21 protein-coding genes and 1 tRNA gene are annotated in these 22,949 nt (G+C 53.2%); 5 read left to right on the top strand and 17 right to left on the bottom strand.

From position 1 onward, the window contains the following. The first annotated feature begins 104 nt into the window (after positions 1-104). Entirely contained in the window at positions 105-2,045 is a 1,941-nt protein-coding gene (locus tag METMA_RS0117740) for an aconitate hydratase (protein ID WP_020160453.1), read from the top strand. A gap of 61 nt (positions 2,046-2,106) precedes the next feature. Beyond that, positions 2,107-3,231 carry an AI-2E family transporter gene (locus METMA_RS0117735; protein WP_020160452.1) on the top strand — a complete coding sequence of 375 codons (1,125 nt, stop codon included), beginning with the start codon at positions 2,107-2,109 and terminating at the stop codon, positions 3,229-3,231. 274 nt (positions 3,232-3,505) lie between these two features. Here the strand turns inward: METMA_RS0117735 and hemN are convergent, their stop codons facing one another. The 13 genes from hemN to rnr all read right to left on the bottom strand — a co-directional run bounded on the left by hemN (position 3,506) and on the right by rnr (position 15,738). Next, positions 3,506-4,885 carry an oxygen-independent coproporphyrinogen III oxidase gene (gene hemN, locus METMA_RS0117730; protein WP_027147435.1) on the bottom strand — a complete coding sequence of 460 codons (1,380 nt, stop codon included), beginning with the start codon at positions 4,883-4,885 and terminating at the stop codon, positions 3,506-3,508. Beyond that, positions 4,885-6,087 carry a c-type cytochrome biogenesis protein CcmI gene (gene ccmI, locus METMA_RS0117725; protein WP_020160450.1) on the bottom strand — a complete coding sequence of 401 codons (1,203 nt, stop codon included), beginning with the start codon at positions 6,085-6,087 and terminating at the stop codon, positions 4,885-4,887. Before ccmI ends, hemN begins: the two co-directional genes overlap by 1 nt. Then, the gene (locus METMA_RS0117720) at positions 6,084-6,542 is read right to left on the bottom strand and encodes a cytochrome c-type biogenesis protein (protein ID WP_020160449.1); all 459 of its coding nucleotides are present in this window, start codon (positions 6,540-6,542) and stop codon (positions 6,084-6,086) included. Before METMA_RS0117720 ends, ccmI begins: the two co-directional genes overlap by 4 nt. Continuing rightward, the gene (locus tag METMA_RS0117715; protein ID WP_020160448.1) at positions 6,539-7,072 is read right to left on the bottom strand and encodes a DsbE family thiol:disulfide interchange protein; all 534 of its coding nucleotides are present in this window, start codon (positions 7,070-7,072) and stop codon (positions 6,539-6,541) included. The genes METMA_RS0117720 and METMA_RS0117715 overlap by 4 nt, the downstream gene beginning before the upstream one ends. Before the next feature lie 35 nt (positions 7,073-7,107). After that, a complete protein-coding gene (locus METMA_RS0117710) occupies positions 7,108-9,051 on the bottom strand; it encodes a heme lyase CcmF/NrfE family subunit (RefSeq protein ID WP_020160447.1) in 1,944 nt (647 codons plus the stop codon). Next, positions 9,051-9,497, bottom strand: coding sequence for a cytochrome c maturation protein CcmE (ccmE, locus tag METMA_RS0117705; RefSeq protein ID WP_020160446.1), 447 nt, complete (start codon positions 9,495-9,497; stop codon positions 9,051-9,053). The genes METMA_RS0117710 and ccmE overlap by 1 nt, the downstream gene beginning before the upstream one ends. Next, positions 9,494-9,661, bottom strand: a complete 168-nt coding sequence (gene ccmD / locus METMA_RS0117700) for a heme exporter protein CcmD (protein WP_020160445.1) — start codon at positions 9,659-9,661, stop codon at positions 9,494-9,496. The genes ccmE and ccmD overlap by 4 nt, the downstream gene beginning before the upstream one ends. Further along, positions 9,658-10,425, bottom strand: a complete 768-nt coding sequence (locus METMA_RS0117695) for a heme ABC transporter permease (RefSeq protein WP_027147434.1) — start codon at positions 10,423-10,425, stop codon at positions 9,658-9,660. The genes ccmD and METMA_RS0117695 overlap by 4 nt, the downstream gene beginning before the upstream one ends. Before the next feature lie 83 nt (positions 10,426-10,508). Continuing rightward, complete coding sequence (locus METMA_RS0117690; protein WP_027147433.1) at positions 10,509-11,402, bottom strand: hypothetical protein; 894 nt, start codon at positions 11,400-11,402, stop codon at positions 10,509-10,511. A 52-nt stretch (positions 11,403-11,454) separates the two neighbouring features. Continuing rightward, positions 11,455-12,129, bottom strand: a complete 675-nt coding sequence (gene ccmB / locus METMA_RS0117685; RefSeq protein WP_020160442.1) for a heme exporter protein CcmB — start codon at positions 12,127-12,129, stop codon at positions 11,455-11,457. Then, positions 12,129-12,752 (bottom strand): cytochrome c biogenesis heme-transporting ATPase CcmA, encoded by a 624-nt coding sequence (ccmA, locus tag METMA_RS0117680; protein WP_027147432.1) that lies wholly within the window; start codon positions 12,750-12,752, stop codon positions 12,129-12,131. Before ccmA ends, ccmB begins: the two co-directional genes overlap by 1 nt. A gap of 5 nt (positions 12,753-12,757) precedes the next feature. Beyond that, positions 12,758-13,498: a 23S rRNA (guanosine(2251)-2'-O)-methyltransferase RlmB gene (gene rlmB / locus METMA_RS0117675; protein WP_020160440.1), complete on the bottom strand. Its 741-nt coding sequence runs from the start codon at positions 13,496-13,498 to the stop codon at positions 12,758-12,760. Then, positions 13,495-15,738 (bottom strand): ribonuclease R, encoded by a 2,244-nt coding sequence (gene rnr / locus METMA_RS0117670; protein WP_027147431.1) that lies wholly within the window; start codon positions 15,736-15,738, stop codon positions 13,495-13,497. The genes rlmB and rnr overlap by 4 nt, the downstream gene beginning before the upstream one ends. A gap of 513 nt (positions 15,739-16,251) precedes the next feature. On the opposite strand from rnr, the gene METMA_RS0117665 reads away from it, so the two are divergent. The 3 genes from METMA_RS0117665 to METMA_RS0117660 all read left to right on the top strand — a co-directional run bounded on the left by METMA_RS0117665 (position 16,252) and on the right by METMA_RS0117660 (position 17,862). Further along, positions 16,252-17,400: an IS701 family transposase gene (locus tag METMA_RS0117665; protein ID WP_040591051.1), complete on the top strand. Its 1,149-nt coding sequence runs from the start codon at positions 16,252-16,254 to the stop codon at positions 17,398-17,400. Further along, the gene (locus tag METMA_RS26620) at positions 17,357-17,602 is read left to right on the top strand and encodes a hypothetical protein (RefSeq protein ID WP_036251846.1); all 246 of its coding nucleotides are present in this window, start codon (positions 17,357-17,359) and stop codon (positions 17,600-17,602) included. Before METMA_RS0117665 ends, METMA_RS26620 begins: the two co-directional genes overlap by 44 nt. Before the next feature lie 173 nt (positions 17,603-17,775). Continuing rightward, positions 17,776-17,862: transfer RNA gene (locus tag METMA_RS0117660), tRNA-Leu, on the top strand. Positions 17,863-18,286: 424 nt separating this feature from the next. Here the strand turns inward: METMA_RS0117660 and METMA_RS0117655 are convergent. The 4 genes from METMA_RS0117655 to hflK all read right to left on the bottom strand — a co-directional run bounded on the left by METMA_RS0117655 (position 18,287) and on the right by hflK (position 22,935). Continuing rightward, positions 18,287-19,579 carry an adenylosuccinate synthase gene (locus METMA_RS0117655; protein ID WP_020160438.1) on the bottom strand — a complete coding sequence of 431 codons (1,293 nt, stop codon included), beginning with the start codon at positions 19,577-19,579 and terminating at the stop codon, positions 18,287-18,289. Between the two features lie 13 nt (positions 19,580-19,592). Next, the gene (locus tag METMA_RS0117650) at positions 19,593-20,783 is read right to left on the bottom strand and encodes an ATP phosphoribosyltransferase regulatory subunit (protein ID WP_020160437.1); all 1,191 of its coding nucleotides are present in this window, start codon (positions 20,781-20,783) and stop codon (positions 19,593-19,595) included. 101 nt (positions 20,784-20,884) lie between these two features. After that, positions 20,885-21,742, bottom strand: a complete 858-nt coding sequence (hflC, locus tag METMA_RS0117645; protein WP_020160436.1) for a protease modulator HflC — start codon at positions 21,740-21,742, stop codon at positions 20,885-20,887. Next, entirely contained in the window at positions 21,742-22,935 is a 1,194-nt protein-coding gene (hflK, locus tag METMA_RS0117640; protein ID WP_027147430.1) for an FtsH protease activity modulator HflK, read from the bottom strand. The genes hflC and hflK overlap by 1 nt, the downstream gene beginning before the upstream one ends. Between the last annotated feature and the right edge of the window lie 14 nt (positions 22,936-22,949).

Here is a 22,949-nt window from a genome sequence, read left to right as displayed (position 1 = left end):
GGATTGCATGGAATTCGCTTAACCAGAGACGGATACACTGGAAAAACCGCAGGCGCGGCAACCGGCGCTGGCGTTCCTACTACTCCATCCGCAGGAGAAAACCCATGCCTAAAAATGTGACGCAAAAATTGATTGAAAGCCATCTGCTCGAAGGCGACATGACGCCGGGGCAAGAAATTGCCCTGAAAATAGACCAGACCCTGACCCAGGATGCGACCGGCACGATGGTGATGCTGGAGCTTGAGGCCATGGAACTGGACCGTGCCCAAACCGAAGTCTCGGTCCAGTATGTCGACCACAATCTGCTGGAGACCGACTTCAAGAATGCCGACGATCACCTGTTTCTGCAGAGCGCCTGCCGTAGATTCGGCCTCTGGTTCAGCCGTCCCGGCAACGGCGTCAGCCATCCGGTGCATATGGAGCGCTTCGGCAAGCCGGGCAAGACGTTGCTCGGTTCCGACAGCCATACCTGCGCCGCCGGCTCCATGGGCATGCTGGCGATCGGCGCCGGCGGCCTCGAGGTCGCCTTGACGATAGCCGGCCAGCCGTTTCATGTGAAGATGCCGAAAGTCGTCGGCGTCAAGCTGACCGGCCAACTGCCGGACTGGGTCAGCGCCAAGGATATCATCCTGGAACTGCTGCGCCGTCTCGACGTGCCGGGCGGCATCGGCAAGATCATGGAATATTACGGACCGGGCCTGGACCAGCTCAGCGCGATGGACAGGCACGTGATCGCCAACATGGGCGCCGAACTCGGCGCGACGACCAGCGTGTTCCCATCGGACCAGGCCGTGAAAAGCTTTCTGGACTCGCAGGCGCGCGCCGGCGACTGGATCGAACTGCTGGCCGATCCGGGCGCGGCCTACGATGAGCATATCGAGGTCAACCTCTCGGAGCTCGTGCCCCTGATCGCCTGCCCCAGCAGCCCCGGCAACGTCGTGCCGGTCAGCGAAGTCGCGGGGCGAAAAGTCTATCAGTGCATGATCGGTTCATCGGCAAATCCGGGGCTTCGGGATTTCGCGATCGTGGCGATGATCCTGAAGGATCACCCGGTGCATGAAGACGTATCGCTCGATGTCAATCCGACCTCGCGGCAGATCCTTGAAAACATGACCCGGCTGGGCTATCTCGGCACCTTGATTCATCAGGGCGCGCGCATCCATCAGGCCGGCTGCGACGGCTGCATCGGCATGGGCCAGGCGCCGGCCACTCACCGGATCAGCCTCAGAACCGTGCCGCGCAACTTCCCCGGACGTTCGGGCACGAAGGAAGATCTGGTCTATCTTTGCAGCCCCGAGACGGCCGCCGCCTCCGCCATTACCGGCGTTATCACCGATCCGCGTAACTTGTCCATGCCCTATCCGAAATTTGAGGAGCCGAAGACCTATATCCTCAATACCGAGGCGCTGACGCCGCCGCCCGAGGACGGCTCGACCGTGGAACTGGTGAAGGGACCGAACATCGCCTCGCTGCCGGCATTTGAGCCTCTGCCGCAAAGCCTGGCAGGGCCGGTGCTGATGAAAGTGGGCGACAATGTCTCGACCGATGAGATCATGCCGGCCGGCGCCAAGGTGCTGCCGTATCGCAGCAATATTCCCGAGATCAGCAAATTTACCTTTTCCCAGCTCGACGAGTCGTACTACGACCGGGCCATGCCGTATCAGCTGACCGGCTCGTTGATCGTCGGCGGCATCAACTACGGCCAGGGTTCAAGCCGCGAGCATGCGGCATTGGCGCCGCGCCATCTCGGCGTCAGGGCCGTCATCGCCAAAAGCTTTGCCCGCATTCACTGGCAGAATCTGTGCAATTTCGGCATCCTGCCGCTGGTCTTCGCCGACGAGGCCGATTACGACATAATCGATCTGAACGATAGCCTTGAACTGCCCAATGCCAAGGAAGAGATTCAGCAGGGCAATACCGTCACGGTCGTCAACAAAACCCGGAACGCAACTTTTTTCACCCGGCACACGATGACGCCGCGGCAGGTCCGGATGGTCCTGGCAGGCAGCGTGATTAATTTGTATAAAACCGGCGGTTCACGGTAAAACAGGCATGACAAAATAGGATACCCGGCTATCCATTTGAGCAGATGACTTTTTCAGGTTTATGAATGATTTTTTAAGCAAGCCCTTTTACCGGGACATCATTCCCGGCATTCTTTTGGTCAGTCTCCTGTTATTAAGTTATATGGTGCTGCGCGAATTCCTGCTGTCGCTGATCTGGGCCTTCATCATCGCCTATGTCACCTGGCCGGCCTATCGATGGCTGCGCCGCCGGCTTAAAGGCAAAAAATCATTTAGCGCGCTGCTCATGACGCTGATTATTGCCACGTTCCTCTTTCTGGTGATTTTTTGGCTGCTCGCGTTGCTGCAGGAAGAATTAAAAGCGGCCTATCAAACCTTGAGCATTCATCTCGCTGAAGATACCCTTCGGCTACCGGGTTTCATCGAGCACATACCGGGACTGGGCGATTATCTGCAGGACGGCATCACGCGCTTCAACACCGACAGGGCCAGCATTACCGAACAATTCGCCAGCACGGCGCAACACTGGCTGGGAGACGTTACCGCGTTTCTGGGCAATCTCGGCAACAACCTCATGAAACTGGCCATTGTTCTGGTCACCTTGTTTTTCTGTTTCCGCGATGGCGAGGAAGCGGTCCGGCAGTTGCATCAAGGACTGATCCGTTTTCTGGGCAAACACCAGCATATCTATCTACAGGCGGCTGGACATACCACGAAAGCGGTCGTATTCGGCATGGTGCTCGCCGCACTCGGCCAAGGTCTTCTGTCCGGCCTTGCTTTTGCGGTGGCCGGCGTACAGGCGCCGGTATTGTTTGGCGTGCTTGCCGCCCTGTTCTCCCTGATGCCCCTGGGCGCGTCACTGGTGTGGCTGCCCATCGCCATCGCGCTCATTTTCATGGATGAGTTATTGGCCGGCATAGGGCTGATAATCTGGGGGGTTCTGGTCGTCAGCACGGTGGACAATGTGATCCGGCCGTTGGCGATCAGCGGCGCCAGTCAAGTGCCTTTCCTGATCGTCTTGTTTGGCGTTCTGGGAGGACTGACGGCTTTCGGCGTGGTGGGCATTTTTCTGGGGCCGGTCATACTGGCCGTATTGCAGGCCGTCTGGCAGGAATGGCTGGAACAGCAGAAAGAGGAGGAATCCCTGCTGGTTGGCGATGTATCCATCAAGCCGCCCTTGCCTGAGCAAGATCAGACTACAGATTGACGGCTTCGGAAACAGGATAATGGTATCTGATGTTACGCATTGGTTGAATTGAGACAGGTTTGACAAAGTGCCTCCAGTGTGAATAGTGCGAATGAATTCGCACCTACGCGTGCATGACCATTCAGGCGATGAGGTCACTGTCAGTTGAATAAAGATCGGTTTAACAACCTATCGCCAGCGCGGCAAGCAGGATAAAAAACGGCCCATGCGTAACATCAGATGGTATGCGATGCATACCCTACAAACTGACGTTTTGTAATTTGCATAAAATCAGTTAAATCACTTTCGAAAACTGCTGCTGTTTTTGCGCGAGGTAGCGGTCGAATACCATGCAGATATTGCGGATCAATAACCGGCCCGCCGGCAATACATGGATGGCCTGTTCCGAGACGGTCAGCAGGCCGTCGTCCTGCATCGGCGCCAGGGCTTTCAGTTCATCGGCGAAGTAATCATGAAAACCGACGTCGAATGCCTGCTCGATCGCTGCAAACGTCAGGTCGAAATGGCAGATCAGCTGCGTGATGACGGCGCGGCGCAGCTTGTCGTCATCGTTGAGCTCAACCCCTTTAAAAACCGGCAGCCGGCCCTGGCCGATCAGCTTATCGTATTCGGCCAGTTCTTTGGCATTCTGGACATAGGCATCCCCTACCCGGCCGATGGAGGTAATGCCTAGCCCCACCAGGTCACAGTCGGAATGCGTCGAATAGCCCTGGAAATTCCGGTACAGCTTGCCTTCGCGCTGCGCGATGGCGAGTTCATCATCGGGCTTGGCGAAATGGTCCATGCCGATATAGACATAACCCGCTTCCGTCAGCCGCTGCCCGACCATTTGCAGAATGTCGAGCTTGACGTCGGCTGTCGGCAGGTCGGCATCGTTGATCTGGCGCTGTGTTTTAAAGCGCGCCGGCATGTGAGCGTAATTGAAGATCGAAAACCGGTCCGGCACGGCGGCCAGTATCTTGTCCAGCGTTCTGGAAAATGTGGCGACCGTCTGCAATGGCAGGCCGTAAATCAGGTCGATATTGGTCGAGCGGAACCCCGCGGCCCGGGCCGCGGCCAGAACCGCGAAGGTCTGCTCCTCGCTTTGCAGGCGATTGACGGCCTTTTGCACGGCCGGATCAAAATCCTGAACCCCCAGGCTGATGCGGTTGAATCCCAGTTCGCGCAACTGATGAATGGTGCGATCGTCAGTCTCGCGCGGATCGATTTCGATCGAGTATTCGCCCTGATCGTCGTCCCTTAGCGAGAAATGCGCGCGCGTCACCTGCATCAGCTTTTGCATTTGCTCGAAACTCAGGAAAGTCGGCGTGCCGCCGCCCCAGTGCAGCTGGTTGACGACCCGGTTGCGGTCGAACAAATCGCCCTGCATGGCGATTTCCTTATACAGGTTGTCCAGGTACGGCTGCGCATGGTTGCGGTTTTTCGTGACGATTTTGTTGCAGGCACAGTAAAAACAGACCGTATCGCAAAACGGAATATGGAAATACAACGATAAAGGTCCGCCCGCCGCATTGGACTTGGCAATATGTTCGCGGTAGGCCTCGTCGCCGAAGCCTTCATGCAGTTCCAGAGCGGTCGGGTAAGAGGTATAACGCGGACCGGCCTTGTCATAACGATTAATCAGGGCCAGATCGAATTTTATAGATTGATCCATCATTTTACTTCGCTATCAATCCTGATTTTATTGACGCTGCGGTCGGCCAGGGCCACGGGCTCGATCACTCCGATCAGATCGCCGGGCTCTTGCGTCGCTTTGCCGGATTTTGAAATCCGCGCGATCAGTTTAACCTGCTCGAAGCGCGATAATTTCATCGCCGGCATCATGGCCATGCTGTCGTTCAGATTCACGGTCAACGGCAGATCCGAGACCTGCTTGCGAACGATCGCCAACGGCATTTGCGGGCCGGACAGCGCCTGGGCATAAATGAAAACGGTATGCTCGGGGCGGGTTGCCGCCTGAAGTTCGGGCGACAGGCTCACCTCCACATCGATGCCTGGCGCCACCGCTTCGGCCTGCCTATCGGCCCCGGGCATCCGGCTCTCGACATTGGCCATTAAGGTCTGGATTTCCTTCTGCGCCTCAGAGCCCGGCGGCAACAAGGCCTCCAGCTTGCGCCACATCTGCAGCGCCGACGCCACATCGCCCGCTTCCGCCTTGGCCATGCCGCCCAGCCACAGGCCGGTCATGTTTTCCGGCTCCAGTTCCAGCGCCTTGAACACCAGTTCGGCCGGTTTTCCTGAAAGCCGCCCGTCACTGGCCATGGCCAGTGCATCGGCATAGGACAGCAGCACGTCCGGCTGATCGCCCAGCAAGCGGTGGGCCTGTGCAAAGGCCTCGGCCGCCTCGGGGTAGCGCTGCAGGTATTTATACGACCGGCCCAGCATCAGCCAACCCTGCGCGTCGTCGGGATTGCTCTTCATGCGCTCCGCCAGGCCCGCCACCATGCGGTCGATTTCCTCCGGCCCGGGCATGGCCGACGTCGCGGCGGACTGGCTTAAAGACGGATAATTGCCCAGCCCCGCATACAGGGTCAGCGCCGCCAGCGGCAGCAGCGGAACCAGCACGAAAACCATCCACCGGCCCTGGGCGCCGGAGGCTTTCACATGGCTCTGGATCTCGAGATCATCGCTTAATGCGGCTTCAAGCTCGGCGCGCTGTTCCTCATACTGCGTCCGGGTCAATGCCCCTGATTGCAGTTGCTCTTGCAGTTCGTCCAGTCGCTGCCTCGCGATGACGATATTGCGCTGATCCAGATCGGCCGCCGCCGCTTCGCGTTTGCGCCATAACGGCGGCAGGATAATCAAAAAAGCCGTCAGCACCAGCAGGCTGACCAGCGTCCAAAATATCGTAGTCAAGAGTTATCACCTTTTTCCAGCAAGCTTTGTATTTTTTGCTGCCTCTCGGCACTGATCGGGGCCGCCGCCCGGGTTTTATTGCGCCGGACGAATACGAATACGGCTATCAGGCCGATAGCCAGGAACATGAACGGCCCTATCCACAACAGGCCGGTCTTGGCCTTGAAAGGCGGATTATACAGAACGAAATCGCCATAACGCTGGGTCATGAAATCGGCGATATCCTGTTTGCTTTTGCCTTGCTGCAGCATTTCATAGACCTGCCGACGCAGATCCTTGGCCAGATCGGCATTGGAATCGGCAATGGTCTGGTTTTGACAGACCAGGCAGCGCAACTCCGATATCAAATCGTCATAGGCCTGCTGCTGCTCGGCATTGGCAAATTCCTTATATTCAACACGGGCGCCGGCAAAACCGGACAAGGTCAGCAACAAGACCAGCATTAAAATTCTCATGTTTTCTCGGCCTGTAATTTAGCGATCAAGGGAAGAAAAATGGTCTGGACGTCCTGGGAAGTCACAGGTCCCGTGTGCTTGTAGCGGATCACGCCTTTTTTGTCGATGACAAAGGTTTCCGGCACGCCATAAACGCCCCAATCGATGCCGATACGGCCATCCTGGTCCATGATGCTCACGTCGTAAGGGTTGCCCAGTTGAGCCAGCCAGTTATTCGCCGCATCCGATTCATCCTTGTAATTCAGGCCGACGATGACGGCCGCTTTCTGCTTTGCCAGCTGATTCAGAACCGGATGCTCGGCCCTGCATGACACGCACCAGGACGCCCAGACATTGAACAGCCAGACTTTACCTTTCAGATCGGTCTGGCTTAATGTTTCCGACGGCGCGCCGAGTTTGGGCGCCGAAAACGCCGGCGCCGGCTTATCGATCAATGGCGAAGGAATATCGCGCGGATTCAGGTTCAGACCCACGGCCAGAAACACGGCCATGACGATAAAAATGACTAACGGGATAATGTATTTAAGCATGTCTCATCCATAAAGGTTATGGCGTGCAAGGCTTTTTACCCTGCCTCTTTGATCTTGTACCGGTAGCGCCTGTCGAAGGCCGCCCACAAGCCGCCTGCCGCCATGAACACGGCGCCCAGCCAGATCCAGCGAATGAACGATTTATAGTAAATGCGAAGGCTCCAGGCGCCCTTATCACCCAGCGGCTCGCCGATCGCCACAAACAGGTCTCGGAACAGGCCGGCATCGATCGCCGCCTCGGTCATCGGCATGGTCTGCACGCGGTAAACGCGTTTCTGCGGCTCCAGTCGGGCGACCTGCGCTCCGTTATGGCTGACCGTAACGAGCCCCTGCTCGGCGCGGTAGTTCGGCCCTTCGGATTGGCGCACGCCATGAAACTCAAACAAATAGCCCGACATGTCCAGCGTCTCGCCGGGCGTCATGCGCACGTCTCTCTCGACGCTGTAAACGGTGGTGAAGGTAATGCCGATCACAAAAACCGCGATGCCCAGATGCGCGACGGTCATGCCGTAAAAGCCGGCCGGCACGCTCCGTAGCCGCTGCCATGAATAGCCCCGGGCACCGGCCCGCTCCATAAAGGCCAGGACCGTGATCGCCGCGGTCCACAACGCCAGCGTGGTACCCAGCACCGCCGCCCAGGAATAAAACGGCATGGCGAGAGGAACCACTAGTCCGCCGGCAATGCAAGCCATGACCGCCCAGCGCACGCGCAAGGCAATCGCGCCGATATCGTCCCTTTTCCAGCGCAACAATACGCCCAGCCCTACGGCAATCGACAGCGGCGCCATCAGGGGAATAAACACGGCATTGAAATAAGGCGGGCCGACCGAAATCTTGCCCAGCCCCAGGGCGTCGATAATCAAGGGATACAAAGTGCCGAGCAGGATACTGGCCGCCGTCACCACGAGCAGGACGTTGTTCAATAAAATCACCGACTCTTTGGACACCAGTTCAAAAGTCGCGCTGCTCTTGACGGAAGGCGCCCTGACTGCATACAGCAACAGCGAGCCGCCCACGACGATAGCCAGGAATATCAGGATGAACAGGCCTCTGGCCGGATCGCTGGCAAACGCATGCACGGACGTCAACACGCCGGACCGCACCAGGAACGTCCCCAGCAAGCTCAAGGAAAACGCGAAAATCGCCAGCAATACCGTCCAGGTCTTGAAGACGCCGCGTTTTTCGGTCGCCGCCAGGGAATGAATCAGCGCGGTCCCGACCAGCCAGGGCATGAACGAGGCATTTTCCACCGGATCCCAGAACCACCAGCCGCCCCAGCCCAGCTCGTAATAAGCCCACCAACTGCCCAGGGCAATGCCCAGCGTCAGGAACATCCAGGCGATATTGGTCCAGGGCCTGGACCAGCGCGCCCAGGCCGCATCCAGGCGGCCTTCCAGCAGAGCCGCGATGGCGAATGCGAAGGCGACCGAAAAACCGACATAGCCCATATACAGCATGGGCGGGTGTATCGCCAGCCCCGGGTCCTGTAACAGCGGATTCAGGTCGCGCCCTTCCGCGGGCGCGGGAAACAGGCGCTCGAACGGGTTGGAGGTCAGCAGCAAAAACAGAATGAAGCCGATGGCGACCAGTCCCATGACGCCCAGCACTCTGGCCACGGTCGTATCGGGAATCGTGCGGCTGAACAGCGCAACCAGACCGGTCCAGCACGACAACACCAGCGCCCACAGCAATAACGAGCCCTCATGCGCGCCCCAGACCCCGGAAATCAGATACAGGACCGGTAATGCCGTGTTGGAATTGGAGGCGACATAGGCGATCGAGAAATCATGCGTCAGGAAGCCGTAAGTCAGACAACCGTATGCAATCGCCATAAATAAAGCCAGCGCGTAGGCCGCGGGCCTGGCCACGGCAATCCAGCCGGCGACGGCGCGCGAGGCGCCGATAATCGGCAGCGTGCCTAAAATGACGGCCATGCACAACGCCAGGATCAAAGAGAAATGCCCGAGTTCCGCAATCATTATTCTTGTCCTGTCGCCTGATTCATGCCGGTTTTCAAACTGCCGGCCACTTCCGGCGGCATGTAGTTTTCATCATGTTTGGCCAGGACTTCCTCGGCGACAAAGATACCCTGGGCATTGAGCCGGCCGTGCGCCACGATACCCTGGCCTTCCCGGAACAGATCCGGCAGTATGCCCGTATATTCAACCGGCACCTCTTTACTGAAATCGGTCAGCTTGAAATGCACCGTCAGTCCGTCGCCGGGACGCTCGACACTGCCTTTGACGACCATGCCGCCCAGGCGGAACAAGGCATTCTCAGGTGCTTTGCCTTCGACCACATCGGTCGTGGAGAAGAAATACATGAGATTTTCATTGAATGATTTCAACGCAAAACCGGCGGCAAAACCGGCGCCGATCAGCATCAGGACGATCAGCATCAAACGTTGTTTTCTGGCTGGTTTCATAGCGTACCTTGTCGTTTCTGCTTTAAAGCTTGCTGGCGCAAGAACTGTTTGCGCCGCACAATGGGAATGATGACATTGGCCAGCAATACAATGAAAGTGACCGCGTAAGAGGTCCAGACATAGAAGGCGTAACCGCCCATCGCGAAAAATTCCTGCCAGTTCACCGTTCTGCTCCCAATGAAATCATGGATTTGACCCAATACGCATTGCGCTCGCGTGAAAGCAGTTCGATACGGGCGCGTTGCAGCATTGCAATCAAATAATAAAATTTAAAGGCCAGCGCCATCAGCAGCAGCGGTATCAGCATGCTGACATGAATGGAAGGCTTGTCCATTTTGGTCACGGTCGGGCCTTGATGCAAGGTATTCCACCACTCCACGGAGTAATGAATAATGGGTATGTTGACCACGCCGACCAGCGCCAGAATCGCCACGGCTTTCGATGCCGTGCGTTTGTCGTCTATCGCGCCGTAAAGACCGATAACGCCAAGATACAAAAACAGCAGAATCAGTTCGGAGGTCAAGCGCGCATCCCAGACCCACCAGGTTCCCCACATCGGTTTGCCCCACAGCGAGCCAGTCACCAGCGCGATAAAGGTAAAACCGGCGCCGACCGGCGCACTGCTGACGGCCACAATCTCCGCCAGCTTGATTCGCCAGACCAGGCCTATGCCGCCTGCAACCGCCATAACGACATAAATAAACAGTGACATCCAGGCGCTGGGCACGTGAATATAAATAATGCGGTAGCTATCGCCCTGCTGGTAATCCGGCGGCGCCAGATACAATCCGCCATAGAGGCCCGCCGCCAGCAACAACAGGAAAATAACCACCAGCCACGGCATCAAGCGCTCGGTAAGGGCATAAAAATGCGGCGGAGAAGCCATGCGATGAAAGAATCTAACGATCGGATCTGGAATTAAAAACATAATGAACAAGCAAAAAACGAAACAAGGTTCGAGACAAAAGTGAAAGACCACGGAGCCGCTTTAACAGCCCTGCAGCCCGGTTTTCATGCCTTGCAATAAGTCGGTATCCAACTACGCTCAATCATATATTCAGGCAATTCATTGAAATCAAAGCCAATGCCGTCCTGAATCATCTCGTCAACATCAAGCAATTGGCTCACTTCGGGAATATCCTTAAAGAACAATGTATAAAAGGGTTTGACTAGTAACTTTGAAGCCTCCATGCCTATCGGCCCGATAAAGTTTCTTCTTTGTCCGACATGCGCGACTTCATCAATGGTAATTTCATCCAGCAGTTCTTTTAAGCGATCACACACTTCCGGTTCGTCAGCCAGAATATCATCAAACAGCTGATACAAATGGCAGTAGAAAGTCACGCCCATCAGTTCGGTAACAAATGCCGGTGCATTCATCAAAAAGGCCGGAAGTTTGGGAAACTGCTCATAAATTTTTTCTTTAACCGGACTTAAGGGCACCCATTCCACTTGATCAAGACCGCAAGTACACAGCATTTCATGAAACAGGCGCACATGGCAGAACTCCTCGGCTAAATGCACGCGGCTGATCCTGTCTTCGACCGTCTGTAAATTTGCCATGTCCGGCATGGCATCCCATGCGCCTTTAATGCCGACCCATTCATGGCGGGCAAATTTATAAATGCTCGTCAGCATTAACGTCATGCGATCGAGCGACTTCGGATCATCCCGCATATCGACATAATTACGATAAAAAGCATCCGGATCGGCAAGCGGCCGGCGCAATTTGACAGGATTATCCTGAAAATGCTTGAGTATGTCCCGCTTTTTGGCTAAATCCTTTTCCTCTTCGAATAACTCGCCGCTGTGCTGCTGGGTAAACTGCCAGTAATGCTCAAAGTTTTCTTTTCGCTCTTGCCGGCTCGCAGGCGAAAAAACCGAGCGGTATTTAGCTGAGCCCATATCGCATTCCTCCTGATCCATAAACGGACCGGCTATATTCTACGAAATATCATCAGTTAATACTCATTTTTAGTGCCGCGGCCACCGGCAGAGGCGCCAGGACCAAAGCCAGCAATAAAATCGATATCAAGATACTGATCTGTGCATCCACGGGCAGCCCGCTACCGGCCATCTCCACCGCATTACCGGCAAAAATCAGCACCGGCACATACAGAGGCAGAACCAATAAAGACAACAGCATGCCGCCCCGACGCAGACCTATCGTTAACGCGACGCCGATCGCGCCGATCAAGCTCAGTACCGGCGTTCCCAACAGCAATGTCAGCAATAAGACGCTTAATGCCGAATCAGGCATGCCCAAAAAAACGGCCAGCAACGGCGCTACAAGCAGCAGTGGCAAGCCTGTCACTAGCCAATGCGCGATTATTTTGCCCAGGACCAAAACCGAGGTCGGGTGCGGGCTCAATAAAATCTGCTCCAGGGAGCCGTCGTCGAAATCCGAGCGGAACAGACTATCCAGCGACAGCATGGCTGCCAATAATGCCGAAACCCAGATAATGCCCGGGGCAATGGCTTCTAATAAGTTCGGTTGCGCGCCAATCCCCAAAGGGAACAGGGTAATCACCAGAACAAAAAACAACAGCGGATTGGCCATTTCCGAGCGACGCCGTAGCGCCAGAACCAGATCGCGCCGGATAATGGCATAAAATGCACGAGATAAAGACATCAGGATAAATTAATACGTTGCACATCCACATCATGCAGATCAAGATCATGATGCGAAGTCAGAATGATCATGCCGCCTTTGACAACATGTTCGACCATTAAAGTTTCAATAAGGGCAATCCCTTGTTTATCGAGCGAGGTAAAAGGTTCGTCAAGAATCCATAAGTGGTTGTCGGTGATCAGCAGCCGGGCCAATGAAAGTCTTCTTTTCTGGCCTGCCGACAGGGTCTGCACCAGCGCATCATCGAAACCGGCCAGATGCACTTTGTCCAGGGCCGCCTCAATCGAATACAACCCGGGCTTGCTCAAGGCCAATGCCATCTTTAAATTTTCCAGCACGGTCAATTCTTTTTTGATGCCGTCCAAATGACCGACATAAGCCATCTGCGCGTAAAACTGACTATCGTTTACCGCTTCGCCGCACCAGCGAACTTCACCGGCATCCGGCTCGCGAAACCCGCATAAGATGCGTAGCAGCGACGTCTTACCGCTGCCGTTTTTGCCTTCCAGCAATAGAACCTGACCTGAAAATAAGGCGAAATTCAATCTTTCAAAAAGAGTTTTGTCATCGCGAACGCACCTCAAATCGGTGCCTTCAAGACATAATCGTTGCTTTGTTGCCATCATGTTTATATCGAGCGCTGCCGCATAGCCTCATAAAGCAATACGCCGGTAGCGACCGACAAATTAAGGCTTTCCACCTGTCCCAGCATGGGCAGTTTAACCAGAAAATCACATTGTTCCTGCGTCAGTCGCCTTAGGCCCTTGCCTTCGGCACCGACTACCATAGCCAGCGGCATAGTCAAATCGGTCTGATAAACGGTCTGCGTCGCGGCGCCTGTAGCTCCCATGATCCATATGCCTTGTTCCTTCAGCCAACGCAAGGTTCTGGATAGATTGGTCACCTGATAGACAGGTACCGTTTCGGCCGCGCCGCTGGCGACTTTGCAAACCGTCGGCGTAATGCCGGTAGCGTTGTCCTTGGTGATGATCACGCCCTGTACACCGGTGGCATCGGCCGTTCGCAGGCAGGCGCCGAGGTTGTGCGGATCCTGAACGTTATCCAACACCAGCAATAAGGGTGTGCCTGAGGATGTTTCCACAGCTTGCTTCAAGTCGCTTTCCGACAGCTCGGCCGGCATTTCCACTGCGATCACGATACCTTGATGATTCTTGCCTTCGGCAAACCGGTCGAGTTTCTTGCGGTCGGTTTTTTCCGGTTCTATACCCAATGACAACAAATTATCAATCACCTGCATCAAACGCTTGTCTTGCCGTTGCGTGTCCACCCAGGCTTTGTTGATTTTTTTCGGTGAATAATCCAGAGCGGCTTGCACCGCATGAATACCGAATAATTTGGTTAACTTCATTTTTTACTTCTACGCCGCTTTTTTTTAGGTTTGCTCAACGCCGCCTGCTTATGCACCAGTTCAAAGTCAATCTTCTTTTCATCCAGATCGACGCGGACCACCTTGACCGTGACACTATCGCCCAACCGATAGCGGATACCGGTTTTTTCGCCAAGCAACTGATGGCTGGTCGGATCAAAATGAAAATAATCCTGCGCCAGATTGCTGATATGGACCAGACCTTCGACATAAATCTCAGTTAATTCAATAAATAAACCGAATGAGGTAACTGATGAAATAATGCCGGGGAATTCCTCGCCGACCTTATCCATCATATATTCGCATTTCAACCAGTTGACCACATCGCGCGTCGCGTCATCGGCGCGCCGCTCATTGGCGGAGCAATGTTCGCCCAGCGTCACCATATCGGGAATGCCATAGTGAAAATTCTGCGCGGTTTTGCCCTGCAGACAATGTCTGATGGCGCGATGCACCAGCAGATCGGGATAACGCCGGATAGGCGAGGTAAAGTGGGCGTAGGCTTCCAGCGCGAGGCCGAAATGGCCTTTTAGTTCAGGACTGTAGACCGCCTGGGACATAGAGCGCAATAGAACGGTCTGTATTAAATGCGCATCCGGCCGGTCTTTAACCGAATCGAGCAAATGCATATAATCCAGCGGGGTCGGTTTGGCGCCTCCTCCCAAACTTAGGCCCAGCTCGCCAAGAAAACTTCTCAAACTCAGCAATTTATCAGGGCTCGGACCATCGTGTATCCGCAACAACTTGGGCATCTTGTTACGATTTAAAAAACGTGCCGCGGCCATGTTCGCGGTAATCATGAATTCTTCAATCAGCTTGTGCGCGTCATTGCGCACGACAGGCACTATTTTTTCGATTTTACGGTCCGGACCGAAAACGATACGTGTTTCCTGCGTATCGAAATCCATCGCGCCGCGTTGTTCGCGGCTTATGCGCAAGACTTTGTATAGCGCGTATAAATTCTGCAAGTGCGGCATCAAGGCTTGGTATTGCTTGGCTAATGCCTTGTCGCCCTCGACAAGCATATTGGCCACTTTGGTATAAGTCAATCTGGCATGCGAGCGCATTACCCCCTCAAAAAAACGCGACCTGATGACTTTGCCTTGCTGGTTTATGTAGAGCTCGCAGACCATGCATAACCGGTCTACATCGGGATTGAGAGAACATAATCCGTTGGACAGGATCTCCGGCAGCATGGGAATGACTTTTTCCGGAAAATACACCGATGTACTGCGGTTCTGAGCTTCCGCATCCAAAGCCGAATGAATTTGCACATAATGAGAAACATCGGCAATCGCCACCAGTAATTTCCAGCCGGTTGGCGTCTTTTGGCAATAAACCGCATCGTCAAAATCGCGGGCATCCTCGCCGTCAATAGTGACTAATGGAATTGACCGCAAATCGACCCGATTCTGTTTTGCCGATTCCGGCACTTCATCCTTCAGGAATTTGATTTCTTCCAGCAGATTGTCAGGCCATGTGTCCGGCAATTCGTAAGATCGAATGGCCATTTCAATCTCCATGCCCGGCGCCATATGGTCACCCAGCACTTCGATGACCTTGCCGATAGGCTGACGCAGTTTAGTCGGTTGCTCAAGGATTTCGGCAACGACAATCTGCCCCATTTTTGCTTTTCCGGCATTGCCTTTTTCAATCAGAATTGTCTGGGAGATATTCTTATTGTCCGGAACGACATAGGTGAAGCCTCTTTCCTTGTAGAGTCGCCCTACCACTTGGTGCGTATTCCTTTCAAGCACTTCAACGACGGCGCCTTCCCTGCGGCCTTTTTTGTCTACCCCAGAAACGCGTACAACCGCCCTGTCGTTATGCATCAGCTGGTCCATTTCCCGCGGCGACAGAAACAGATCATCGGACCCATCATCCGGCTTGATGAAACCGAAACCGTCGGCATGGCCGATAACGCGGCCGGCAATCAAATCCCTGCTATTGACCAGACAATACTGCTGCGCCCGGTTAAAGATCAATTGCCCATCCCTTTCCATGGCTCTCAAACGGCGGCGCAGGGCTTCCAACTGGTCATCCTCCACCAGCGAAAATGCCTTCGCAATTTCTTTGCGCCGCATAGGCCGACCTGTCTGTTCGATAAGTTGCAGTATCAGTTCACGGCTGGGAATGGGGTTCTCATACTTTTCAGCTTCACGCTGAGCATATGGATCGGTTGTTGAACTAAAATCAACTTCTTTTTTCGACTTCGCTGTCATTTATTTAATGGAATGTAAGATGATGGATACTGTAAGTAATGCTCATATAATACATTACATTAGTATATCGATTAGCATGGAAAGAAAAAACTTTTGAATTTATACAAGGAATTTCTCCCTTTATGTGGGCTACTGATGAAATCGAACCCGGAATTATTTCGGAAAACCTGATTCATTGTCCCCTCACTTTTTTCATAGATGATTATGAAATTGCCACTCTCCTGCTTTGGAGAGACTCAGTCATTTAGTGGTTCCTTAAACCTACAAAATAAACCCTATTAATTGATTTCAGGCATGGACGGTTTTCATCCCTTTTGCCGTACCCAAGCACCGGCTCTTGAGCATCCTTTACCGAAAGCGGCGCTGCTGCTCGCGTAGGTGCGAATAAATTCTCATTCAACAAAGCCATACTGCCTTTTAGTACTACAGTTGTAATTTCAGGGATATTGATGTTGCCCGCACAGTCTAATGTGTTTTTGATCGTAAGCATTGGCGAGGTGAATGATGAATGCGATGGCAAAGCAGTTCGTGACCCAGGCGGCGAACTGGCAATCGGAGCTGCAGACCTGGTTTGTCAGAATAGGCCGGCACTTTGGCCGGCAGGCCATGCGGCAACGGGCACTGGATTACGTGACGGGCTTGCTCAGCCCGGTTGAGCGCAAAACCAGCTGGCAATTGTCGGAAGCGGTCAAACGACAGACGCCCTATAGCCTGCAGCATTTGCTGGACCGGGCACGCTGGGATGTCGATGCGGTGCGTGATGACGTGCGGACGTATATGATTGAGCATCTGGGCGAGCCCGATGCCGTGCTGGCGGTCGACGAAACCGGCTTTATCAAGAAAGGCCGACATTCGGTCGGCGTGCAGCGCCAGTACAGTGGCACGGCCGGGCGCATTGAGAACTGCCAGATTGGCGTGTTTCTGGCCTATGCCAGTACGCGGGGGCGTGCGTTGATGGACCGCGAACTGTATTTGCCCAAGGAGTGGGCTGACGACATGGTCCGACGGGCTGCCGCGAAAGTGCCTGAAGCAGTCGACTTTGCCACCAAGCCGCAGTTGGCGCAGCGCATGATCGAGCGAGCCGTTGCCGCGCAGGTACCGTTTGCCTGGGTCACTGGCGATGCCGTGTATGGTGACAACCGCAGCCTGCGCGCATGGCTGGAACAGCAGGACCTGCACTTCGTGCTGGCGGTGGCGAGCAACCAATACGTGTGGCCGGACTCGACCGGCCAAAAGACCGTGGCCCAGCTGGCGGCCACGGTCCAGCCGCAAGACTGGACCAGGCTGTCGGCGGGCGATGGCGCCAAGGGGCCGCGTTGGTATGACTGGCTGAGGCTACCTTTGCTGTCCTGGCAGATGCCGGGGGAACGCTGGCTGCTGCTACGGCGCCGGTTGACTGATGGGGAGCTGGCTTATTACGTATGCTATGTACCGCCTGGCACGGACCTGCAGACAATGGTGCGGGTAGCAGGCACGCGCTGGACGGTGGAAGAGTGCTTTGCGGCGGCCAAGGGCGAAATCGGGCTGGATCACTATGAAGTGCGCAGTTGGCACGGCTGGTACCGACACATGACCCTGGCAATGGCCGCGTTGGCGTATTTGGCGGTGTTGTGCCGCCATGAAAAAGACGCGTCATCGGCAAAAAAAACCGGAAACTGCTGAGCAAGCAAGCCTGGAAGCAGCGGCAGCTCTGATCCCGTTGACGGTACCGGAAGTGCGCAAGCTGTTGTGGCAATGGCTGTGGCGGCATCCGCCGAGAATCATGCATATCGTCAACTGGTCGCTATGGCGAAGACGCCATCAAGCCGTTGCCCGTGCCTGCCATTACCGACGACGCAGGGAGAAAAATAATCTACAACTGTAGTATTAGAAAGCTGGAGGCATATCAGGCCGGATTAAATTCGATCCTGCAACCCATTTGACGAGTGAACAATTGCCTGCGTAGCATCAGCTATTAAATAATTTAATAAATTATTTGACAGAGTCATAATGAGGCAGTATAGTACGCGTCTCACTTAGCTTACACAGCTTTCCTCAGCCGAGGTGGTGAAATTGGTAGACACGCTAGCTTCAGGTGCTAGTTGGGGCAACCCAGTGGAGGTTCAAGTCCTCTCCTCGGCACCATCACTTGCTTTTCCTTAAGTTCAATAACTTAACCTTCAAATTACTTTCTGATACTGCCTCGTTTTACCCTCCAGAACCACTTCATAATCCAGTACTCAGTCAGTCTTGTTCTGATGAGTTAAATTTTAGAGTATTCATAGAGTGCGAATACCCTGAAGGGCACAAGTACCCATAGGGCATAAATGAATTTGCACCTACAATTTAACCATCAAAATTAAATTGACTAAGCACCAGTGGGGAAAACACTTGAAGATGAAGATACTATTCCACCTGCCCTATTCTGGCGGCAACGTTCGCCACTGCCGCTTCCCGATGAGCGATACGGCATTACAATATAAAGGATAAAAGCGATTGGAAATTTCGCAGGGGCGACCAGAACGCCGCCCCATGCTCATTTCAACCCCTCGCCTTCGGACCTGCCGGCTTATGCGAACGGATGTTCCAGAATAATTGTTTCGTCCCTGTCAGGGCCCGTTGACAAAATAGCCACCTTAACCCCTACAAGTTCCTCAATCCTTTTGATATAAGCCTTGGCATTCTCAGGCAACGCATTAAAATCAGTTACGCCCGCGGTAGTTTCGCTCCAACCGGGCATCTCTTCGATAATGGCGTGGCACTCTTCGTATTGATCCGCACCTAAAGGGGCTGTTTCTGTCACATTGCCGTTAAGTTTGTAGGCCGTACAAATACCCACTTTTTCCAGACCATCAAGTACATCCAGCTTGGTTAAGCAAATACCGCTTAAACTATTCATTTTCGCGGATTTTCGCATGGAAACCGCATCAAACCAGCCGGTGCGGCGTTTACGTCCTGTCGTGGCGCCAAATTCATGACCTTTCTCGCCCAGATGATCACCATTGCCATCATGCAATTCGGTCGGGAATGGCCCATTTCCTACCCGGGTGGAATAAGCTTTGGTGATACCCAGGACATAATGGAGGTCCAGAGGCCCGATACCGGTTCCGGTAGAGGCGCCGCCCGCTGTGGTATTGGATGAAGTCACATAAGGAAAAGTACCATGATCAATATCCAGCAGGGCGCCTTGAGCACCTTCAAACAAGAGGTTCTTGCCTTCGGCCTGATATTTATAGAGCGCTTCTCCCACATCAGTCAGCATGGGTTTGATTTGCTCACCCAGTTTTAGCGCTTCATCAAGCATTGACTGATAATCTACCGCGTCGGCATGATAGTAGTTAGTCAACATAAAATTATGATATTCGACCAGCTCTTTCAATTTCTCCGCAAAACGCTTTGGATTCAGCAAATCGCCGGCACGCAATCCTCTTCGAGCGGCCTTATCCTCATAAGCCGGTCCTATACCGCGCCCTGTAGTACCGATCGCTTTACTGCCGCGGGCTTTTTCACGCGCCTGATCTATGGCCACATGCACCGGCAAGATTAAGGTACAGGCCTCACTAATCAGCAAACGATTTCTGACCGGGATACCGGCTTTTTCCAACAGTTCTATTTCTTCCATCAAGGCATTCGGCGACAGCACCACGCCATTGCCGATCATGCACTGCACATCATCCCGCAGGATGCCGGAAGGAATTAAATGTAAAACGGTTTTCTCCCCTCGTATAACCAATGTATGACCGGCATTATGCCCGCCCTGAAACCGAACGACCGCTTCCGCCTGATCTGTCAGCAGATCAACCAGCTTACCTTTACCTTCGTCACCCCATTGAGTACCGATGACAACGACGTTTTTTCCCATAATTATTCCAAACTTAAGCTAAGGCCCTTACGACCCAGTTTTGATTATCTTTTTCTAAAATAGATGTACAACCCAGATCTTTTGCATTTCCAGTTGGACCTGACAACTGCTGAATAACAACCTGACCTTGAGCACGTAATTCTCTGATTTTTTCACTCAATGCTAAATCATCAGAACACGGGGCGAAAATGCGTGCCCGTTGCTCTCTTTGATTGATTTCCTTGCTTAATACCGACAATAATTTCAAGTCGGCGCTAAAGCCTGTTGCGGGACGCGCACGTCCAAAAATAGCGCCAATATTGTCATAGCGGCCACCTCGGGCAATTTCCCTTCCCACAGATGGAATGAAAGCCGCGAATACAACCCCGGTATGATAATGATAGCCGCGCAATTCCGATAAATCGAAGCTAATCGGCAACGACGGGTATTTGGTAGTCAAATTTTCAGCGATAGCTTCAAGATCGGCCAATGCCTGCTTTACGTTATCGTCGGCATTTGAAAGTACTGCACGCGCTTTATCAAGAGTTTCTTTGCCACCATTCAGTTCCGGCAACTTCAAGAACATTGCTTTCAGCATGTCGCCGATAGCGAGGTCTGCCACCAGTTCCTGCAGTTCAGGCTTGGCCTTGCGCTGCAAGGCATCAAACAGCGCGGTTTCCTGGGCCTCGGTCAATCCCGCCTGCCTCGATAAGGCCCGGTATATGCCTACATGCCCCAAATCAAGGTGAACGTTTTGCAAGCCGGTTATTGCCAGTGTCTCCAGCATCAAGCGAATGACTTCCACATCGCTTTCCTTGCCGGCATGACCATAAAGTTCAGCCCCAATTTGCATCGGGCTTCTGGTCTTTTCCAGAGCATCCCCGCGAGTATGCAAAATGGTGCCAACATAACAAAGGCGCGTGGGCCATTCGTATTTAAGGTTATGCGCATCGATCCGGGCAACCTGCGGTGTCATATCAGCCCTTACGCCAAGCATTTCACCGCTAAGCTGGTCCGTTAGCTTAAAAGTTTGCAATTCCAGATCGTGCCCTGAACCTGTAAGCAACGAGTCCAGATAATCGATAAAAGGAGGAATGACCAATTCATAACCCCAGCAAGCAAACATGTCCAGGATTTTACGGCGCAGGCATTCAAGATGCTTAGCATCTTCCGGCAAAATCTCATCAATGCCGTCTGGCAACAGCCAAGAGTCTTTTTGTTGCATATTTTGTGTGTCCACTCAAACAAAACGCCCCGCACAGGCGGAGCGTTTTTATATTTTAAAATAATGAAGTGAATGAACCTACTTCACTAAAATCACCATGGCTATTTCTGCTTCTTAAAATATTGAAAGAAATCAGAATCCGGATCCAGCACCATCATATCCGAGCTTGAAAAAGTCTTTTTATAGGCGCCTAAACTGCGTTGAAAAGCAAAGAACTCTGGATCTTCCCCATATGCCCTAGCATAAATCTCGGCCGATTTTGCATCGCCTTCACCGCGCAGCTTTTCCGCCTCCCGGTAAGCATTAGCCAGCGTAACAACCTGTTGCCTGTCCGCATCGGCACGGATTCTTTCCGCGGCTTCTGAACCTTGTGAGCGGAACTCGCGGGCAACTCTCTCACGTTCGGCTTCCATTCTGCGAAAAACGGAACTGCTAACTTCGCTTGGTAAATCAATGCGTTTCACTTGTACATCGACAATCTCCATACCTAAATTAGCCGCAAAATCCTTGGATTTTTCGATTAAAATTTCACGGATTTCCCAGCGGTCAGTTGAAACCAGCTGCCTGATATCCCGCTTACTGAACTCACTTCTGAAAGCATCTTTAATAATCTGATCCAGACGCAGGTTAGCCTGATCTATATCACCGGCCACTACCGTATAGAAAGTAGTGACATCGCCAATACGCCATTTCACAAAGGAATCAACGATTACGTTCTTTTTTTCCGCCGTTAAAAAGCGTTCAGGTTTTGAATCCATGGTTTGGATTCGCGCGTCAAACTTCTTTACATTATTGATAAAAGGTATTTTGAAATGCAGTCCAGGTTCATAATCTGACTTTACGATTTCCCCCAAACGGAATTTAATTGCTCTTTCAGTTTCATTAACGGTAAAGATACTCATCATGCCGATAAGCAACAACGCAGCAATACCCAGTAATATTTTATTATTTTGTGTCATTAGCGTCCCCTTCCGTCACGACCGCGAGTTGAAGTTCGCAAAGCAGGCTGTTCTACCTCTGCTGTCCGCCCGGAGTGATTGACGGCGCTTTGAGGAACTTGAGTTTGTTGACTTGAAGACGGTTGTTGAATCATTTTGTCTATTGGCAAATAAAGCACATTATTACCATCTTTAACATCGACCATGACCGTATTAGTATCGCCTAGCACCGCTTCCATCGATTCCAGATAAAGCCGTTGTCTCGTTACCTCGGGCGCCTTCCTGTATTCTGCCAGCAATCTGGAAAAACGATCAGCCTCACCTTCGGCCTGAGCGATAACCTGTTCCTTATAGCCCTCAGCCTCCTGAATTCTCCTTGCTGCCGCGCCACGCGCTTTCGGGACTACGTCATTAGAATAGGCTTCCGCTTCGTTAATCAACCGCTGCTGATCTTCGCGCGCTTTAATGGCATCTTCAAATGCGCTTTGAACCTGCTCAGGTGGCTGAGCATCCTGCAGGTTTACACTGGTAACCTGAATACCGGCCTGATAGTTATCCAGGATATCCTGGATTTCCTTTTTAACCTGAGCCACGATTTCGCTTCGGCCTTCGGTCAGAACAAAGTCCATCTTACTGCTGCCGACAACGCCGCGTTCAGCGCTTTCGGTGACTTGTTTCAGAGTAGCTGTAGGATTAACGACATTAAAGAGAAACTGCTTGGCATCTTTAACCTGATATTGAACAGCCAGCCGTACATCGACAATATTTTCATCCTTAGTCAGCATCAATGCTTCTTTCGGTACAGACCCGAGAGCCTGGTCACTGCCAGCACTCCGGTAACCGACTTCGATATAACGCTGCTGCCTGACATTGACGATTTCTACCTGCTCAATGGGCACAGGAAAATGCCAATTCAAGCCGGCTTGAGTAGTCGCGGTATATTTGCCAAACCGCGTTTCAACGCCATGATTACCTTCATCCACAATATAAAAACCGCTTAAGCCCCACAAAACCAATGCGGCAACCGCTAAAAGTCCTAGACCTTTCATAGAACCGCCGGAAGATCCTTCTCCACCGCCTCTGCCGCCGCCAAAAATTCCGCCCAACTTTTCTTGTAATGAACGTATCGCTTCATCAAGGTCAGGTGGCCCCTTTTGGTCACCTCGACCGCTCCAGGGGTCTTTTTTATCGCCGCCAGGCTCATTCCAGGACATACATATGCTCCATA

Source organism: Methylobacter marinus A45, from assembly GCF_000383855.1.
Taxonomy (GTDB): Bacteria; Pseudomonadota; Gammaproteobacteria; order Methylococcales; family Methylomonadaceae; genus Methylobacter; species Methylobacter marinus.
This window is presented reverse-complemented; position numbering and strand designations above follow the sequence as displayed.

Bases quoted from the DNA above. Each gene is read 5' to 3' on its own strand.
- METMA_RS0117740 (WP_020160453.1), top strand. From the start codon at position 105: ATGCCTAAAAATGTGACGCAAAAATTGATTGAAAGCCATCTGCTCGAA.
- METMA_RS0117735 (WP_020160452.1), top strand. From the start codon at position 2,107: ATGAATGATTTTTTAAGCAAGCCCTTTTACCGGGACATCATTCCCGGC.
- hemN (WP_027147435.1), bottom strand. From the start codon at position 4,885: ATGGATCAATCTATAAAATTCGATCTGGCCCTGATTAATCGTTATGAC.
- METMA_RS0117720 (WP_020160449.1), bottom strand. From the start codon at position 6,542: ATGAGAATTTTAATGCTGGTCTTGTTGCTGACCTTGTCCGGTTTTGCC.
- METMA_RS0117715 (WP_020160448.1), bottom strand. From the start codon at position 7,072: ATGCTTAAATACATTATCCCGTTAGTCATTTTTATCGTCATGGCCGTG.
- METMA_RS0117710 (WP_020160447.1), bottom strand. From the start codon at position 9,051: ATGATTGCGGAACTCGGGCATTTCTCTTTGATCCTGGCGTTGTGCATG.
- ccmE (WP_020160446.1), bottom strand. From the start codon at position 9,497: ATGAAACCAGCCAGAAAACAACGTTTGATGCTGATCGTCCTGATGCTG.
- METMA_RS0117695 (WP_027147434.1), bottom strand. From the start codon at position 10,425: ATGTTTTTAATTCCAGATCCGATCGTTAGATTCTTTCATCGCATGGCT.
- METMA_RS0117690 (WP_027147433.1), bottom strand. From the start codon at position 11,402: ATGGGCTCAGCTAAATACCGCTCGGTTTTTTCGCCTGCGAGCCGGCAA.
- ccmB (WP_020160442.1), bottom strand. From the start codon at position 12,129: ATGTCTTTATCTCGTGCATTTTATGCCATTATCCGGCGCGATCTGGTT.
- ccmA (WP_027147432.1), bottom strand. From the start codon at position 12,752: ATGGCAACAAAGCAACGATTATGTCTTGAAGGCACCGATTTGAGGTGC.
- rlmB (WP_020160440.1), bottom strand. From the start codon at position 13,498: ATGAAGTTAACCAAATTATTCGGTATTCATGCGGTGCAAGCCGCTCTG.
- rnr (WP_027147431.1), bottom strand. From the start codon at position 15,738: ATGACAGCGAAGTCGAAAAAAGAAGTTGATTTTAGTTCAACAACCGAT.
- METMA_RS0117665 (WP_040591051.1), top strand. From the start codon at position 16,252: ATGGCAAAGCAGTTCGTGACCCAGGCGGCGAACTGGCAATCGGAGCTG.
- METMA_RS26620 (WP_036251846.1), top strand. From the start codon at position 17,357: ATGAAAAAGACGCGTCATCGGCAAAAAAAACCGGAAACTGCTGAGCAA.
- METMA_RS0117655 (WP_020160438.1), bottom strand. From the start codon at position 19,579: ATGGGAAAAAACGTCGTTGTCATCGGTACTCAATGGGGTGACGAAGGT.
- METMA_RS0117650 (WP_020160437.1), bottom strand. From the start codon at position 20,783: ATGCAACAAAAAGACTCTTGGCTGTTGCCAGACGGCATTGATGAGATT.
- hflC (WP_020160436.1), bottom strand. From the start codon at position 21,742: ATGACACAAAATAATAAAATATTACTGGGTATTGCTGCGTTGTTGCTT.
- hflK (WP_027147430.1), bottom strand. From the start codon at position 22,935: ATGTCCTGGAATGAGCCTGGCGGCGATAAAAAAGACCCCTGGAGCGGT.